The following is a 16,071-nucleotide window of genomic DNA, read 5'->3' on the forward strand; positions in this document are numbered from 1 at the left end:
TAAGTACTCTCAGTAAGTACTTATAAACTTAGAATGTATGCATTTGGAAATTGTCACACCTGAAAAAAGTCTGTATTCCGGAGAGGTTGAATTGGTTCAGCTTCCAGGAAAAAACGGGTCTTTTGAAATATTGAAAAACCATGCTCCGATTGTTTCTACTCTGAAGAAAGGAACAATTAAGCTAAAACCAGTTGGAGGAGATGAAATTTTCTTTGAAGTCAATGGAGGTGTTGTTGAATGTAAGAAAAATGTAATTTCAGTATTGGCAGATAAATAGAAAAAATAGAAGTTAGTATTTAGTACAATAGTAATTGGTACTTATATTGGCAATATAACTTATCGTAAAGAGACTTTAGAAATTCTAAAGTCTCTTTTTTATTACCAACATTGTGGATTTCCTAACTACTCTTACTATTTTTGTGACTGTAATTGTTTAAACAGAAGCTGTAAATAGTCTATCTACTAATTACTTCGTACCAGATACTAGAAAAAATGCCCAAAAAATTCCTGATTATTCGTTTTTCTTCCATAGGTGATATTATTCAGTGTATGACAGCCGTGGATGGTATTTTAAACCACTATCCGGATGCTGAGATACATTGGATTGCAAGAAAGGATATGTCTTCATTTTTGGCGATGGATCAGCGGATCTGCAAAGTTTGGGGATTTGATAGGGGACAAGGGTTTAAAGGTCTTATAAAGCAGGCAAAAGAGCTTAAAAAGGAAAGATTCGACTTTGTTTACGATGCTCACAGCAACATTCGGTCGATTGTGCTAAAAACAGTATTGGTGCCACGATGGAAACGTTGGTTCGGTATCGGATCTAAGTATACCATGCGGAGCAAAGATCGAATCAAAAGAGTTTTATTGTTTAAGTTTGGTATTGACCGCTTTCCGATGCCTTTTAAAGGAATGCTATCATATCGAAAACCTCTTGAGAAATGGGGCTTAACCGATTATTCAAAAGTCAATACCAATTGGTATTTTCCTAGGGAATTAAAGCAGAAAATGGAGGAGAAGGTTTTTTCAAATTTAAAGGGGGAACCATCCAAATTGGTCACTTTAGTTCCTTCTGCAGCCTGGATGATGAAACGCTGGCCGGTCTCTCACTGGCAAAAATTGGTGCAACTGCTACCGGATTATCATTTTGTAATTTTGGCTGGCCCAGATGACATTTTTTGTGAAGAGATTGAGGCTGTTGCAAAAGAAAGAGTTCTGAACCTTAGTGGAAAAACAAGTTTACTGGAATCCTGTTATTTGGTTCAGAAATCGAACTTGGTGATTTCCGGTGATACTGGTTTTTTGCATGCCGCAGATAAGTTTAGCATTCCTGCTTTGTCTTTAATGGGACCAACAGCATTTGGATTTACAACGGGAGAACACATCAAAACCCTTGAAGTGGATATGAAATGCCGTCCATGTACAAAAGATGGCTCGGGGAAATGCAAACAAAAGGTTTATCAGCAATGTATGGTAGATATTACTCCGGAATGGGTGGCCAAAGAAGTGATTCAACGAATGACCTAAATGATTTTAATCGGTTAACAGACATTTAACAAACTTTATTTAAATCAATTAAAAATAAAAGCATATATTTGTATCGCACACGATATAAATTGGAATGGATTTTTTCGAAATGCAAAGCAAATACAAACGATAAAAATAGTTGAAATTAAACGAGCATGATAAAATTAATCATATAGGTGTGACATTATATCAGCGAGTTCCATCGAATACTTTTGAAAACTAAAAATATAATGAGATGAAAAGAATTGCCTTACTGCTTATTTTTGCTGCAGGTTTGATGTCTTATCAGACAATAGCACAAACAGATGCAAAGAAAGATTGTAAAAAAGACTGTTGTTCAAAAGAGAAATGTATGAAAGAAGGATTGTATGGCTTTAAAGTAGCCTCTCTAACTGGTGAGGAAGTTGATTTGAATCAGTACAAAGGAAAAGTTGTTTTAATTGTTAATACGGCAAGTAAATGCGGTTTAACGCCACAATACAAAGGTTTGGAGGCAATGTATCAGAAATACAAAGATCAAGGTTTGGTTATTTTAGGATTTCCGAGTAATCAGTTTCTGGAACAAGAGCCTGGAACCTCTAAGGAAATTGCAGCTTTTTGTGAGAAAAACTACGGTGTCAGCTTCCCAATGTTCGAGAAAATTGAAGTTCGCGGGCCAAATGCTCATCCACTTTATAAAATGCTGACTGAAGAAAAACCGTTTTTAGGTTTTGATGATTCAGAATCAGGACAAAAATTCAAGGAATTTATCAGTGAAAAGTTTCCTGAAATTTATGCAGGAAACGGGATCAAATGGAATTTTACCAAATTTATTATCGATAGAAATGGAAAAGTGGTAAAACGAATTGAGCCAAACATTGCTCCTGAAGATTTTGAAGATGAAATAAAAGGTATGTTATAATTCTAATTGTGGATCGATAAAATATGAAAAGAGACTTCAATTGATTTGGAGCCTCTTTTTTATGTTTTAATTCGGGTACGGAATGATTCCTATTTGTTGTCGAACCAAGTAATAAAGCGCTTAATTCCCTCTTCGAAACTAACTTGTGGATTGTAGCCAATCAGTTCTTTTGCATGGGAAATATCGGCATAAGTTTGTTCCACATCACCTGCCTGCATTGGCAGATGATTGATTTGCGGTTCGCATTCGGCGTTTTTCGCTATTATCTCAATCATGTCGCGAAGAAGAATTGGATAGCTGTTGCCCAGATTTATGGTTTCAAAAACCTGTTCGTGATTGAATAGATACTTGCAGCTTTTTACAATTCCCTCCACAGTATCATCAACGAAAGTATAATCTCTTGCCGTTGAACCATCCCCAAACATTGGAATCGGCTGTTCATTTCGGAGAAATTTCAGAAATTTATGAATGGCCAGATCGGGTCGCTGACGAGGACCAAAAACAGTGAAAAATCTCATGTTTATGATATCCAAATCATACAAATGATGGTAGCTGTGATTTAAAACTTCGCAAGATTTTTTTGAGAAAGCATAAGGCGAAATGGCCCGGTCAACATTGTGATTTTCCGAAAAAGGAACGTCTTTGTTGTTGCCGTAAACCGATGAGGAGGAAGCGAAAGCTAGTTTTTTGATTCCTTTTTTCCGCATGAAATCCAATACATTTCGGGTCGCTGTAATATTGCTGTCGATGTATCCTTGCGGATCTTCGATAGAAGGCCGGACTCCTGCTTTACCTGCCAAATGCACCACCAAATCAATTTGATCTTCGATGATATCTAAACTTAAATCAATTCGTAAATCCAATTCGTGAAATGTAAAGGAGGAATCCTGAAGAAAACCGTTTAAATTTTCTTCTTTCACTTTTTTTGGGTAAAAAGTATCGAAATTATCGATGCCAATCACTTTATATCCCATCAATAGTAATCTTTCTGAAAGATGAGATCCAATAAAACCTGCACATCCGGTTACAAGAATGGTTCTTTTCGTTGATTTATTCTCCACAGTTTGCATATTTACTCCTGACTTATTTTTTGGATTTAATTCAAAAGGGTGAACCAAAATTAGATAAATCCATATCAATTATCTTCAACAACTGAAGAATTAACTTAAAAGTAAAACAAAGCTATTCTATAATCATGAAAGATGACTGATTTTGCCTGAAATATTAGTTTATTTTAACTAATAGGATTTTATTGTTTAATCGTAATAAGGGTCATGTATTTTTGAAAGTACAGCTTGTTACTTTTTGGTTGACGATTGTAATCGTAATGATCGATAGTTTCAAATTCCATATTTTGAAGCTGCAAGTCGGAGAACAATTCCTTTGGATTCTCAGAGGAGAAAACGACAAATGATTTCTCCTTAGGAAATTCAGTTAAGTTTTCTGTATTCCAGCACTTTACTTCTCGGCCAACTTCCCAAACCAATTCAATTCTAAATTCTTCCTTACCAATACTATATAGATTTAAATCTTTTATTGATTCGATGTTTCGTGCCTCCCGGATATTTTTAAATTCTTCATTTCTGTTTTGTAAGCTACTGGTGTTTGGAATTATAAACACTTCAGTAATTGCCATCAAACAAATTATACCAAAAACAAAGTTTAGAATGTTTTTGGTTTTCCATGCCATCAGCAATAACAGAAAAATTCCTTCGGAAAAAAGAGCAAAAAGAATAAATGCGAATAATGATATTTGCTGATCCTGATAGAAAAAGATAAAAATACCGACAGGCATTACAAGAGCAACAATGGCAATTAACCAGATGTTAACTCCAAAAATAAGATTGTCCCATTTGTCAGCCGTTTTGTTTTTAAAAACCTGAAATAAGTGCTGAATTAATTGTCCGGCTAGTAAAGCGCTAGGAATTAATACCGGAAGTAGATATCTGTCTTTTTTTTCTGGTATCAGCGATAGCAGCACAACGGCTGTAATGGTCCAGATTAGTGCAAATTTGTATTCTTTTTTGGCCTCGAATTGTTTAAATGCATATGGAAAAATCAATGCCGAGAAAATAATCAGTGTCCAGATGCCTGATTGAATTGGGAAATTCCAATAGTAATAAAACGGACGAACGTGACGGTTCATCCAGGAACCTGATTCCAGCTTAGCAATTGCTGCAGCCTCATTAGCGTGAGCCAAAGAGATAAAAACAGGCCACCAAAAGCTGATCACAATAAAAATTCCAATGGCTAATAAAAGCGGCTGCCATTTTTGTAAGATTATTTTCCCCCCATAAACCCATGAATAGGCAATTAAAAATGGAATTAAAACGGCAAAGAATGCCACTGGTCCTTTGCTAAGGAATGATAAACCCAAGAAGACACCTGCAACCGTAAATAATCTCCAATTTTTATTTTCTGTTTTCCATGCTTTATGAAAAAAGAGAATGGCACCAAGCATAAAACTATGACAGTAAATATCCCAGGTTCCGGTTCTTCCCATATAAACGATATAGAAACTTGATGCTAAAACGAGACTATTGCATAAAGCAGCTATTCTGTTTTTATTTAAGGAAATGGTGAAGAAATACATCAAAATCACCATTAGGGAACTGACCATTGCCGCCGGAAATCGAAGCATACTTACATTTTCGATTCCAAACCAGTTTCCAAATACTGCAGTAATCCATGTAGGAAACGGCGGTTTTGCCAAGCGCAATTCGCCATTCATTGTGGGCACCAACCAGTTTCCTTTTTCAATCATTTCACGGGCAGTTACAAAGTTACGTGCTTCCATGATATTCACAAAAAAACTACTGTTGGCAAAGAAGAATGCAAAGTAGCAAACTACTAGTAAAAATAAAATATGAACAGAAGTTTTGTTCTCAAACAGATAACGTTGAATCATATTAATCTGAATTTAGTGATCTAACTTGTGAGATTGTTTTCGAATCAGTACGATGTTTCTGCTGTAAACCAACATCCCAAAACCTTGACCAAGAAAAAGAACAGGATCTTTCCGATAGAGAGCATAAGACAAGATCATGATGGATCCGATGATACTGATGACCCAAAACCCCATAGGAAGTACCGATTCTCCTTTACGTTCAGAGTAGATCCATTGGTAAACAAAACGGAAAGTAAAGGTAATTTGTCCTGCTACACCCCAAATTAAAAGAAGAGTTGGAATGTCTTCGTTTTTAAATAACTGCTGATAGTGAAATCCCCAGTTTTTTAGCATGAAGGATAAAACAACAACAGGAGTTATTATGGCAATTAGCCGCGTTAACATGGGTAATGTTTTCCAATTATTCTGAATGTGCAGATTTCGGATGTAAATGGAATAAGCAATCACTTGTCCCATAATAATGGCAAAATCATCGCGTAGTAAGCCGTAAATAAACAGCATCCACGAAGCTAAAATACTGATTTGCCAAAATAATACCGGAGACAAGGTTTTTCCGGCTTTTTCAGATTTTATCCACTGCACAATTAACCGCGCTGAAAACAGAGCTTGTGCAAAAAAACCAATGGCGTAAATATACTTGCTGTCCATTAGCTACGAGAAATAATTTCGTAATTAATGTAACGTTTTTTCATCCAGCGATAAGCAAAACAATCTTTAAAAGGGCCAACCAAACGGTTGAAGAGATGGTATTTGGCTTCGCCCGCAATTCGTGGAAAATGACGCACCGGAATTTGTTTTATTTCACCTTCCTGAAGCATGATTAAGGCTGGAATAAAACGGTGCATTCCTGTAAAGAAAGGCATCTTTTTGGCGTAATCGGTTTTCATTATTTTCAACGGGCAACCAGTATCTTCAGCTGTATCCTTTGTCATATAACGGCGAAATCCATTTGCAATTTTTGAGCTGATGTTTTTCACAAAGCTGTCTTTACGGTTTTGACGAACACCTGTCACCAGCGCAAATTCATTTCGATGTTCCATCAATAAATCAAAATCGAAAGGTGTTGTTTGAAGATCAGAGTCTATATATCCAACAAAAGGTGTCGTTGTGTTATCAAAACCAGCCTTAATAGCTGCGCTTAATCCAAGATTTTTATTTAGTTCCAAATAAGAAAAACGATCAGAATTCCTGCAAATATCTTCAATCATTTTTTGACTTCCATCAGATGAACCATCGTTCACAAAAAGTACTTTTGAGGCATATTTTGAGCTTGCAAAGTAGGCTGTAAATTCCTCTTTTACACGTTGCATATTATCTTCCTCGTTAAAAACGGGAACAATGATCGTTAATTCGAATTCTTTTTCTTGCTGGCTCATTAAGTTTGGTTTAACGAATTGGTAGTGGTTATAAGCATTGCCAAACAAATCACAATGCAAATAATACACATTTTTCTAAATGTAAATTTTTTCAAAGATATGAATTGAATGTGTACTTTTTGTTTGAAATAAGTAAAAATATAACGGGACGAGATGGTTTCTTTACTTGTAAAAGTGAAATTTTTGCCGAGACTTAAAAAGAGGAAACGGGACATTCTTAAATTTAGGAGCTAATAATACAACCACAGAGGTTGTATTATTAGGGAATCCCTTCATTTTTATTTAGCCTTCTTAAGGTGTTTCAAAATTAGTTTTGAAGAACAGCGCCAATTTTGGGTATAAGGTTTTTAGTCTTTAAAAGAATATTTTTTATTGTGAAAAAGATAACTAGCTGTTTGATAGTAAGTAATAGCATCTTTTAATTCGGTCGGATTTATTTGTTCCGCATCTTGTTCTTCTCCGGATATTTTAAAGGATTCGGTTCGTTTTACGGGTAATTGAACGATCAGCTGACCGTTCTGTAACAATCCAATTTTCTGATAAGTGCCAATTAATGCACGGTTTGGTTTCTCCAACAGAATATCTTTGCCAAAAAATTTGGATGTGTAATCCATATTTAAAAGTCCCAGAATAGTCGGTGCAAAATCAATTTGAGAGGACAGTGTATTGTTTTCGGATGGCTGAATAATATCCGGAGCATAAATAATAAGCGGAATGTGGTATTTATTTACCGGAAGAGATGTTTTTCCTGCACTTGAAGCACAATGATCTGCAACAATCACAAAAATGGTATTCTTGAACCATTCGTGATCTTTTGCTTCACGAAGAAATTTAGCAATGGCATAGTCAGTATACTTAACAGCACCGTTTCTTCCCGTATGCGATGGAATATCAATTTTTGAATCAGGATAAGTATAAGGGCGATGATTGGATGTTGTCATGATAAAATTATGAAAAGGTTTTCCCTCTTTATAACTGCTGTCGGCCACCTGACATGCTTTCGCAAACAGGTCTTCGTCGCAAACACCCCAGGCATTTTCAAATGTAATTTCACTGTCCAGAAAATCTTTTCGATCAACAACATTATATCCGTTGTTTCCAAAAAAGTAGTTCATATTATCAAAATAACCGTTTCCGGCATAAATAAAGCTTGAATTATAACCTTTTGAGGTCAATATATTTCCAAGGGTAAACATGCCTTCGTTTTTTGGTCGTTTAACGATCGAAAATCCAGGAGTTGGTGGTAAGGAGAGAGTTAGTGCTTCCATTCCACGAACTGTACGTGTACCTGTAGCATAGAAATTGGTGAAAAAAAGCGATTGCTGAACAATCGTATCCATGTTGGGAGTAATATTGTCTTTCCCGCCAAAACGAGTAAAAAATGACCCGCTCAGACTCTCAACAGTGATCAGCATTACATTGTATTTTTTATCGTCGCCCGGATAAGTAATTTTTCGGCTGACATCGAAAACATCGTCACTTATAAATTCACTGTTTGATGTTTTTATCAACTTTCGAAGGTTTGTAAATGCCTCTTTATCATCGATTGATTGATAAAAGGAATTGTAGTTCAGCTCGTTGTTTCGAAAGGCCGAGAAAATCTGATATATTCCATTGTGAGCCAACTCATTGGAATAAGTGTTTTCGGTAATTTCTGCTGAGCTTTTATTGATTGTGTAAAATGCTGCAAGAGGGAACATCCACAAAACAACACATGTGATAAGACGCTTAACGAATCGGGATTCTGAATTGATACTATGGTCGAAATTCTTTTTAACCAAGGCAAAAATTCCTCCTGAAACCAATAACATACCCAATATGATAGCAGGCATTGGGTAGGACTCCCGAATATTGGAAATAACTTCGTGAGTGTAAACCAGATAGTCAACAGCAATAAAGTTGTATCGCACACTAAATTCTTCCCAAAAAAACCATTCGCCAATTCCCGAAAAAACTAGAATTCCGATCGTTACAATAAAAAACACATAAGAAATCCAGCGATGGATTTTTGAGTTGAATATTTTATCAGGAATAAACAGCAGATAGATTGTAAAAGGAATGATAAAGTAGGAAATGGTTACCAGATCGTAAAACAAGCCTATGCTGTAAATCTGAATAAACCGAATAAAGTTTAGATCTACATTTTGGAAATCAGTAATTAATAGAATGGTGCGGATCAGAAAAGAAATGGCAAGGAAAATGAAACCAAACAGTACAAGACCACCAAATCGACTACGCAGGATATTTTTGAACGTCATATTTATTAAATTATAATACTTTGGTCAAAAAAACAACCTGATTCTAACAAAAAGCTAACAATCCTGTAATTTGAATGTAAATAAGTGTTTAAAATCCTTAAAAGAATAGTTGATATCAATTTTATAATGGTCTGCTATTTTTCTTACAATAGCCAAACCAATTCCTGTTGATCCAACATTTTGGCTTTCTGTGTAAAACCGATTAAAGATCATCTCGGGTTGGTTAATGGCTTGTTCACCTGAATTGGTGATTGTAAAATAATCTTTTGCTAGATAAATCGATATTTCTTCACCATTCTTACTGTGTTTTATGGCATTTACAAAAACATTTTGAATCAATAGGTTGGCTAATCTTTTATCCATTAGCAATTGGCAGTTATCTGCAGCAGAAATAGTTACAAGTAGGTTTCTATCTTGTATTACATCCTGAAATGACTTCATCCAATATTTGAAAATTTTATTCAAGGAGACATGATCTCTCTCATTGAATTGTCCGTGGTCAATTTTTGCAAGCAAGAGCAGTGCTTTGGTAATGCCTGAAAGTTTATCTGTAGAAAGGTATATTTCCCGTATTGTTTTTATTGTTTTCTCATTTAAACCTGAGTCTGAAAATAAGTTTTCACATTTATTTCGGATAACAGCAAGAGGAGTTTGAAGTTCGTGGGCAGCATTGGCGGAGAATTCCTTTGTTGCCGAGTAATCCTTTTCCAAACGATTTGACATCATGGAAAGCACCTGGTTTAAATCATCAAACTCATCAATTCCGGTAGCTGTCAATTCCAATTTTGATGGAGGAGTAAAAGAATAAGATTTTATTTCCTCAATATTGTCATTAAAAGTTTTCCATAGGGAGGTATTTAACCGACGTGTAAATAGCAGTAAGCCGACGAAAATTAATAATAATACACTGGATATTAGGGTGGTGAAAATTGTGAAAATATCATCGAATTCCATCAGCATTTGCCGTGTTGTAATTCGATAATATTTTTCATTAATTGATTGAGAGCTTGTGAATTCTCTATAGGGAGTTAGTTCATTCTGGTACAAGTCCAAAATCAATGTGTCTTTCTCGATATTCGTTCTAATTTCTGAGGAAGAAATGGGAGTAACTATATCCGTAGGATAAATGCTTTGAAATTCTCCTTTTTCCTTAAGTACCTCAAAAATTTCTTTAGCTTCAAGACGTAATTGCTGGTCAATTTCTTCTTTTAAAAAGTAATTGCTCATTGCAATAATTATAACATCAGCTATTAGAAATACCAGAATGCCATATTTGAAATAGGATCTGTTGATCTTAGTTAAGAGTTTCATTTTTTAATGATTATCTAATTTATAGCCAAACCCATGAACAGTTTTGATGTAATTTTCTCCGGTATGATTTTTGATTTTTTTCCGGAGTCGGTTAATATGCGTGTAAATAAAATCGGAGTTATCCATAAAAATTGGGTTTTCGCCCCACACATGTTCAAATAAACTCTCTTTAGTAAGAACTCTATTTTTATTTTCGATAAAATACAGTAGTAAATCAAATTCTTTTCGGCTAAAATCTACTTGTTCGCTCTTAATTTTTACATGATGGGAACGAGTATCAATTTCCAATTCGCCAAAGCTTAACACCTGATTTTCTGCTTGAAAGTTTCTCCGCACAAGAGCATTGATTCGTGCATTGAGTTCTGAAAGATGAAATGGTTTTACTAAATAATCATCAGCACCTAAGTTTAGACCATCAACCCGGTCTTCCAGCTTATCGCGGGCTGAAATGATGATCACGCCCGTATCGGACCAAATTGATTTAATAAAAGAGATGCAATCCAATCCATCACCATCAGGAAGTCCCAAATCAAGAAGTACAATGTGGAAAAACTTTTTATCGAAAAGAGATTTACCTTCCTTAATCAGCTCCGCACAAGTACATTGCAATCCACAACTTGTAAGATAATCAGCTAAGATTTTTTGCAGCGAAAGGTCATCTTCAATAATTAGAATTTCTTTTTTCATGATGATGAGAGATAAGAAGTAAGCTTAGTTCTTACAAACTTAAAAAAAGGGAAGAAGATTTCTTAGTAGAAAAAGATTTTTTGCTTTTTTTGAATCAATCAAATGGCAAGATTTGGAAATTATTGGTAAATCTTTGCCTTTTATGTAAATTCGAACTCATAAATCAGTTACTAAAAAGCAAGAAATGAAGAGTCTTCGTAATTATTTCGATATCGTAATGAATTTTTTGAGCCGTGGAGTATGGAACATGCGCTTAAAGGATTTGTCCGGACATCGTTATTTTTTAATTCGACAATTACGAATTTACCTTTTGGCCATTAAAGGCTTTTATGAGGATAAATGTCAACTGCGGGCATCTGCCTTAACTTTTTATTCCATTTTATCAGTGGTGCCTGTTTTGGCTATGGGGTTTGGAATTGCCAAAGGATTCGATTTGGATAAAAAGTTAGAGAAGGAGCTTATCACCAATCTTTCCGGTCAGGAAGAAGTTTTGAACTGGCTGATTGAGTTTGCGAACAAAATGCTGATCAATACAAAAGGATCGTTAGTTGCGGGATTGGGATTTGTCATCTTGTTTTGGTCTGTATTAAAGGTTTTAAGCAATATCGAGGAATCATTTAACGACGTATGGCGAATAAAAAAGGGGAGAACCTGGGGGCGCAGGTTTAGTGATTACACTGCGATCATGATTTTTGCACCCATTTTACTGATTGGTTCCAGCGGTGCAACAGTTTTTTTAAAAACCATGATTAAGCAGGTAACCCAAGGCAATACTTTAATGGAAGCAGTTGGGCCGTATCTCAGCTTTCTGATTAATTTGACTCCTTATTTTTTGGTTTGGACTTTATTTACCATGCTGTACACCTTTATGCCAAATACGCATGTGAAATTTAAGTCGGGTTTACTGGCGGGAGTTATTGCCGGTACAATTTATCAAATATTTCAGGTTTTGTACATCGAGTTTCAGGGGATGGTTACAACCTATAATGCTGTTTACGGTAGTTTTGCTGCCTTACCACTATTTTTGATGTGGTTGCAGATGAGTTGGTTGGTGGTTTTATTGGGAGCAGAGATTTCGTTTGCAGAGCAGAATGTTGAAAATTACGAGTACGAAACAGAAACTTCCGAAATAGCATACGACTACAAACGCTTGCTAAGTATATATGTTCTGCATTTAATTATCCATAATTTTAAAAAGGATCAAATCCCAATGCTTTCTCAGGATATTTCTCATCGATTACAGATGCCTATCCGTTTGGTACGGGAAATTCTTTTCGATTTGATAAATGCCGGATTGGTGGCAGAATTAGTAACGGATACAGATAAACAAATAGCATACCATCCGGCTTTTGATATTAATACCATGTCGGTAAACAAGGTGATTGATATTTTAGAGAATACAGGATCCGATAAGATTCCCGTTTTGGAGACCAGGACATACATAGAACTAAAATCTATTTTGCAGGACTACCGAAATTCCGTTTCATTGAATCAGAAAGAGTCATTTTTGAAGGATATTGATTTGGATCAGGAGTTTACCACGAAGAAAAGCTAGGGATATTACAAAGTACACAAAGAAAAATAGATGAAAAAGTTTCTTTTAGAATGGGAGATACCGATAGGCAGAGGGGTGTTTTAAATATTATATTTATAGACTTGCTGTATTGTTTACATCAAATATTATCTTGTGACAATTATCTCAAATACCTAAAGGGGCTTAAATAAAAAAACAAAATATGATCTTCATTTTCGGAGCCAACGATAAAGTAATTGAAAAGCAACATTGTTATAATCAGGAGCATTGTTACCATTGCAACAATACCACAAACTGGGTATTGGAAAAGAACGCGACTTTTGCCAGTCTGTTTTTTATATCCGTATTTCCTATCAAAACCAGATACGTTTATTATTGTCCAATTTGTAAAAACGGAAATCAATTGAATGAAGATGAATACCATTGGAAAAAAAATGGCCGTTGATTTTCAAGCAGGGTATTCTTACATTTAATCATCATATCGTAAACATTAAACTTAAAATTGATGAAAAATATTCTCTTACTACTTTTCGCATTAAGCTTGGTATTGGCATCATGCAATCCGGCTTCTAGAAAAGCTGAAACACCCGTTTCTGAAATACAGGGACAAGCCGGATATCCTGAATTGGTTGAGTTTGAATCTTTGGATTCATTGATGATTAGTGCTTACTTGTATCAGATTGATGAAACATCTCCGTTTATTTTACTTTGCCATCAGGCACGATTCAACAAATTTGAATATGCCGGTATTGCCGAACGATTAAACGAGATGGGTTTTAACTGTCTGGCAATTGATCAACGTTCGGGCGGACCAATTGGCAATACTCAGAACAAAACTTATTTAAGAGCTCTTGAAACGGCAAAGGGAGTCGATTATCTGGATGCTGAAGCAGACATTGTTGCTGCCATCGATTATTTGACTCAGGAATACACCTCGAAAGTAATCTTGTGGGGATCATCTTATTCCTCAACCCTGGCATTGTATATTGCTGCCGAGCGGGAAGATGTGAGTGCAGTAATCTCTTTTAGTCCGGGTGATTATCTGGCCGAAACCAAAGGGTCATTAGTCGATAAATTGGAAAATTTTGCAAAGCCAATGTTTCTAACCAGTTCGAACAGCGAGGCAAAAAGTGTGACCGATTTGCTCGCAAAGCATAAATTACTTGGAAAACAGGTTCAGTTTATTCCCGAAGGAGTCGGACATCATGGTTCCCGTGCTTTATGGAAAAATCAGCAAGGCGGAGAAGAGTATTGGAAAGCTGTTACCGATTTCTTGAATCAATTGAAATAGAAAAATAGTTGAAGACTGATTAATTGGGGAGTGCATTTGCACTCCTTTTTTTTCTCCATGTTGGATAGGGTTGGTGTGAGGTTCCAAATCAAGGATATGATGAAAACTTCCTGCGAAATTACAGACAAACTGCACGCAACTCTTTAGCTTAGTAAACATCTAATAGGCATATTAACTGATAATAAAAATTAAGAAAATTAAAAAACTAAATTTATTACTTGGATTTATTATTTTAATTACGCTTATTAATTGTTCTACTAAAGAGGAACAAGATAGAGAGAAAGATGTTGTATTTACAATTTATGAAGAGACAGGTTTTGGTGGAGCTATATTGAGTACCTATCTGACTGAGCCTTTATTATTTTCTGAAAGTGATAATGAGAAAATTCGCAACTTGACTAACATTTTTGTTGAAGGATTAGTTGATTTTAATTACGAAAGAGGTTATAGGTACACCTTCAAGGCAAAAAAAATATGGATGTCAGAACCGCCTCAGGATGTTTCAGATATTAAATATATTATAAGCGAATTGCTATCAAAAGAAAAAGTTATAACTGCGGATAAAGAGGAAGAGATGACACTCTTTGTAGCATCGGAGACGATTAAATTTATACCCAGATATCGAAAAGAATATGAGGCCGAAGATGAATCGTCGCCTAATATTTATAACGCACTACGTGTGAAAGAGGTAGGAACGGATAGTTGGATGGCGCTTGTTAACATTGAAGACTTTAATTATGAATCTGGATGGGAATATGAGATTAGAGTAAAGAAAGTAACTCAAGCTGAACCATATTCTGTTAAATATGTATTACTTGATATTGTATTAAAAAAAGAGAAAAGCTAAAGAAATAAAAGCAGATAACACTTTGTATAAGTAATAGCAGAAAAAGTGCTGTGCAATCTGCCACCACTAACCGAAAAGAAGTGAGATGACAAAAGAAAACAAAAAAATGAGTTTCAATGCCACATGGTCAATGGCTGTGGGAGGTATGGTTGGTGGTGGGATTTTTTCCGTTTTAGGAGTAATTATTGGCATTGCCGGACAATGGGCCTGGTTAAGTTTTGTATTGGCAGGACTTATCGCTCTGATTTCAGCATTTAGTTACAGTCAATTGGCTATTAAATATAAAAAAAGCGGTGGTGCTTTTACGTTCCTCAATGAAATAAATCACCAGGGTATAGCCGGAAGTTTATCATGGGTACTCATTCTCGGATATATTTTAACAATTTCGGTATATGCGTTTACATTTGGACATTATGTAGCTCACGTTTTTAATTTTGGAAGTTGGTTTCCCAGAGTACTGGCATTCACAATAATTGCAGTCTTAGCCTTAGTAAATTTGCGAGGAGTGGGAGATTCATCCAGAGTTGAAATAATAACAGTTTGGGGGAAACTATTTGTTCTTTTGGGCTTGTCAATATTTGGAATAGTTCAATGGAGTCCGGAGCAGCTTACAGCAGGAATTGAACCTAAAAGTTGGAGTGCCGCAATTATTGGAGCCGCGACTATATTTATGGCATTTGAGGGGTTTCAGTTATTGTCCTACGATTATGAAGATATTAAAAACCCCACAAAGACATTACCAAGAGCTACAATATCAGCTGTAATAGCAGTTATTTGTATTTATGTGTTAGTTGCACTCGGGTCAACTATGTTAGTTGGTGCAGAGACTTTAATTCAGGAAAAAGAAGTGGCTTTATCCATTGCCGGAAAACAAGCTTTGGGAATTACAGGATTGGTTTTGGTAACTATTGCAGCAGCCTTTTCGACAGGCTCGGCCATTAATGCCACGCTTTTTTCAACGGGAAGGTTAATGGAAACAGTTGCTAAAAAGAAAGACTTACCTCATCTTTTTGTTAAAGAAAATCAAGCGAATATACCATATTATGCCATCATTATTATGGCTGGATTAGCAGCCGTTTTAGCAACTATTGGTTCGCTGAGTACGTTGGTTGATGCCGCAAGTCTGATCTTCTTAATCACTTTTTCCGTTGTTAACTATATTAGCTATCAGCAAAAAATGAAATATAGAATACTATCTCTTATTGGATCTATTGCTTGTTTGATAGCCATATTACTTTCGTCGTATAAACAATTCCAGGAAAGACCTATACCATTAATTATTATATTGGTTTTTATCTTTTTAGCATTAATAGGCAGACCATTTATTTTAAGGAAGATGAATAACTAAGATATGTAAATTGCAAACTTAGGATGTATAAAAATAATAACCGATATGGTTGTAAGTCCTAGAGTTATAGCCCGCTCAAACTT

The 16,071-nt window shown here is 35.5% G+C and carries 15 protein-coding genes; 8 read left to right on the top strand and 7 right to left on the bottom strand.

All coding sequences use genetic code 11. The annotated features are described in order from the left end of the window. Nucleotides 1–37 precede the first annotated feature (37 nt). The 3 genes from atpC (at nucleotide 38) to QUH73_RS11415 (ending at nucleotide 2,428) form a co-directional block, all read left to right on the top strand. The gene (gene atpC, locus QUH73_RS11405; RefSeq protein ID WP_289530566.1) at nucleotides 38–277 is read left to right on the top strand and encodes an ATP synthase F1 subunit epsilon; all 240 of its coding nucleotides are present in this window, start codon (nucleotides 38–40) and stop codon (nucleotides 275–277) included. A gap of 215 nt (nucleotides 278–492) precedes the next feature. Then, nucleotides 493–1,527 carry a glycosyltransferase family 9 protein gene (locus QUH73_RS11410; protein ID WP_289530567.1) on the top strand — a complete coding sequence of 345 codons (1,035 nt, stop codon included), beginning with the start codon at nucleotides 493–495 and terminating at the stop codon, nucleotides 1,525–1,527. Between the two features lie 235 nt (nucleotides 1,528–1,762). Further along, entirely contained in the window at nucleotides 1,763–2,428 is a 666-nt protein-coding gene (locus QUH73_RS11415) for a glutathione peroxidase (protein ID WP_289530568.1), read from the top strand. Between the two features lie 89 nt (nucleotides 2,429–2,517). On the opposite strand, the gene QUH73_RS11420 is transcribed toward QUH73_RS11415, so the two are convergent. From QUH73_RS11420 to QUH73_RS11450, 7 genes are all read right to left on the bottom strand, one after another. Then, the gene (locus QUH73_RS11420) at nucleotides 2,518–3,489 is read right to left on the bottom strand and encodes a GDP-mannose 4,6-dehydratase (RefSeq protein ID WP_289530569.1); all 972 of its coding nucleotides are present in this window, start codon (nucleotides 3,487–3,489) and stop codon (nucleotides 2,518–2,520) included. A gap of 188 nt (nucleotides 3,490–3,677) precedes the next feature. Then, nucleotides 3,678–5,336, bottom strand: a complete 1,659-nt coding sequence (locus tag QUH73_RS11425) for an ArnT family glycosyltransferase (protein WP_289530570.1) — start codon at nucleotides 5,334–5,336, stop codon at nucleotides 3,678–3,680. 12 nt (nucleotides 5,337–5,348) lie between these two features. Continuing rightward, nucleotides 5,349–5,984 (bottom strand): lipid-A-disaccharide synthase N-terminal domain-containing protein, encoded by a 636-nt coding sequence (locus tag QUH73_RS11430; RefSeq protein WP_289530571.1) that lies wholly within the window; start codon nucleotides 5,982–5,984, stop codon nucleotides 5,349–5,351. Next, complete coding sequence (locus QUH73_RS11435; RefSeq protein WP_289530572.1) at nucleotides 5,984–6,712, bottom strand: glycosyltransferase; 729 nt, start codon at nucleotides 6,710–6,712, stop codon at nucleotides 5,984–5,986. The genes QUH73_RS11430 and QUH73_RS11435 overlap by 1 nt, the downstream gene beginning before the upstream one ends. A 347-nt stretch (nucleotides 6,713–7,059) precedes the next feature. Continuing rightward, nucleotides 7,060–8,970 (bottom strand): LTA synthase family protein, encoded by a 1,911-nt coding sequence (locus tag QUH73_RS11440; protein ID WP_289530573.1) that lies wholly within the window; start codon nucleotides 8,968–8,970, stop codon nucleotides 7,060–7,062. Nucleotides 8,971–9,024: 54 nt separating this feature from the next. Further along, nucleotides 9,025–10,281 (bottom strand): sensor histidine kinase, encoded by a 1,257-nt coding sequence (gene porY / locus QUH73_RS11445; RefSeq protein WP_289530574.1) that lies wholly within the window; start codon nucleotides 10,279–10,281, stop codon nucleotides 9,025–9,027. Between the two features lie 3 nt (nucleotides 10,282–10,284). Next, a complete protein-coding gene (locus QUH73_RS11450; RefSeq protein ID WP_289530575.1) occupies nucleotides 10,285–10,968 on the bottom strand; it encodes a response regulator transcription factor in 684 nt (227 codons plus the stop codon). Between the two features lie 184 nt (nucleotides 10,969–11,152). On the opposite strand from QUH73_RS11450, the gene QUH73_RS11455 reads away from it, so the two are divergent. The 5 genes from QUH73_RS11455 (at nucleotide 11,153) to QUH73_RS11475 (ending at nucleotide 15,988) form a co-directional block, all read left to right on the top strand. Continuing rightward, nucleotides 11,153–12,523 carry a YihY/virulence factor BrkB family protein gene (locus QUH73_RS11455; RefSeq protein ID WP_289530576.1) on the top strand — a complete coding sequence of 457 codons (1,371 nt, stop codon included), beginning with the start codon at nucleotides 11,153–11,155 and terminating at the stop codon, nucleotides 12,521–12,523. 181 nt (nucleotides 12,524–12,704) lie between these two features. Beyond that, entirely contained in the window at nucleotides 12,705–12,947 is a 243-nt protein-coding gene (locus QUH73_RS11460) for a zinc-ribbon domain-containing protein (protein WP_289530577.1), read from the top strand. A gap of 60 nt (nucleotides 12,948–13,007) precedes the next feature. After that, nucleotides 13,008–13,793: an alpha/beta hydrolase gene (locus QUH73_RS11465; RefSeq protein WP_289530578.1), complete on the top strand. Its 786-nt coding sequence runs from the start codon at nucleotides 13,008–13,010 to the stop codon at nucleotides 13,791–13,793. Between the two features lie 394 nt (nucleotides 13,794–14,187). Beyond that, nucleotides 14,188–14,640, top strand: a complete 453-nt coding sequence (locus QUH73_RS11470) for a DUF4377 domain-containing protein (RefSeq protein WP_289530579.1) — start codon at nucleotides 14,188–14,190, stop codon at nucleotides 14,638–14,640. Between the two features lie 85 nt (nucleotides 14,641–14,725). Then, nucleotides 14,726–15,988, top strand: a complete 1,263-nt coding sequence (locus tag QUH73_RS11475; RefSeq protein ID WP_289530580.1) for an APC family permease — start codon at nucleotides 14,726–14,728, stop codon at nucleotides 15,986–15,988. The last annotated feature ends 83 nt before the right edge of the window (nucleotides 15,989–16,071 follow it).

The organism is Labilibaculum sp. K2S (assembly GCF_030372765.1).
Classification (GTDB): Bacteria; Bacteroidota; Bacteroidia; order Bacteroidales; family Marinifilaceae; genus Labilibaculum.

Excerpts from the sequence above, each read along its gene's own strand:
- atpC (WP_289530566.1), top strand. The coding sequence starts at position 38 with ATGCATTTGGAAATTGTCACACCTGAAAAAAGTCTGTATTCCGGAGAG.
- QUH73_RS11410 (WP_289530567.1), top strand. The coding sequence starts at position 493 with ATGCCCAAAAAATTCCTGATTATTCGTTTTTCTTCCATAGGTGATATT.
- QUH73_RS11415 (WP_289530568.1), top strand. The coding sequence starts at position 1,763 with ATGAAAAGAATTGCCTTACTGCTTATTTTTGCTGCAGGTTTGATGTCT.
- QUH73_RS11425 (WP_289530570.1), bottom strand. The coding sequence starts at position 5,336 with ATGATTCAACGTTATCTGTTTGAGAACAAAACTTCTGTTCATATTTTA.
- QUH73_RS11430 (WP_289530571.1), bottom strand. The coding sequence starts at position 5,984 with ATGGACAGCAAGTATATTTACGCCATTGGTTTTTTTGCACAAGCTCTG.
- QUH73_RS11435 (WP_289530572.1), bottom strand. The coding sequence starts at position 6,712 with ATGAGCCAGCAAGAAAAAGAATTCGAATTAACGATCATTGTTCCCGTT.
- QUH73_RS11440 (WP_289530573.1), bottom strand. The coding sequence starts at position 8,970 with ATGACGTTCAAAAATATCCTGCGTAGTCGATTTGGTGGTCTTGTACTG.
- porY (WP_289530574.1), bottom strand. The coding sequence starts at position 10,281 with ATGAAACTCTTAACTAAGATCAACAGATCCTATTTCAAATATGGCATT.
- QUH73_RS11450 (WP_289530575.1), bottom strand. The coding sequence starts at position 10,968 with ATGAAAAAAGAAATTCTAATTATTGAAGATGACCTTTCGCTGCAAAAA.
- QUH73_RS11455 (WP_289530576.1), top strand. The coding sequence starts at position 11,153 with ATGAAGAGTCTTCGTAATTATTTCGATATCGTAATGAATTTTTTGAGC.
- QUH73_RS11460 (WP_289530577.1), top strand. The coding sequence starts at position 12,705 with ATGATCTTCATTTTCGGAGCCAACGATAAAGTAATTGAAAAGCAACAT.
- QUH73_RS11465 (WP_289530578.1), top strand. The coding sequence starts at position 13,008 with ATGAAAAATATTCTCTTACTACTTTTCGCATTAAGCTTGGTATTGGCA.
- QUH73_RS11475 (WP_289530580.1), top strand. The coding sequence starts at position 14,726 with ATGACAAAAGAAAACAAAAAAATGAGTTTCAATGCCACATGGTCAATG.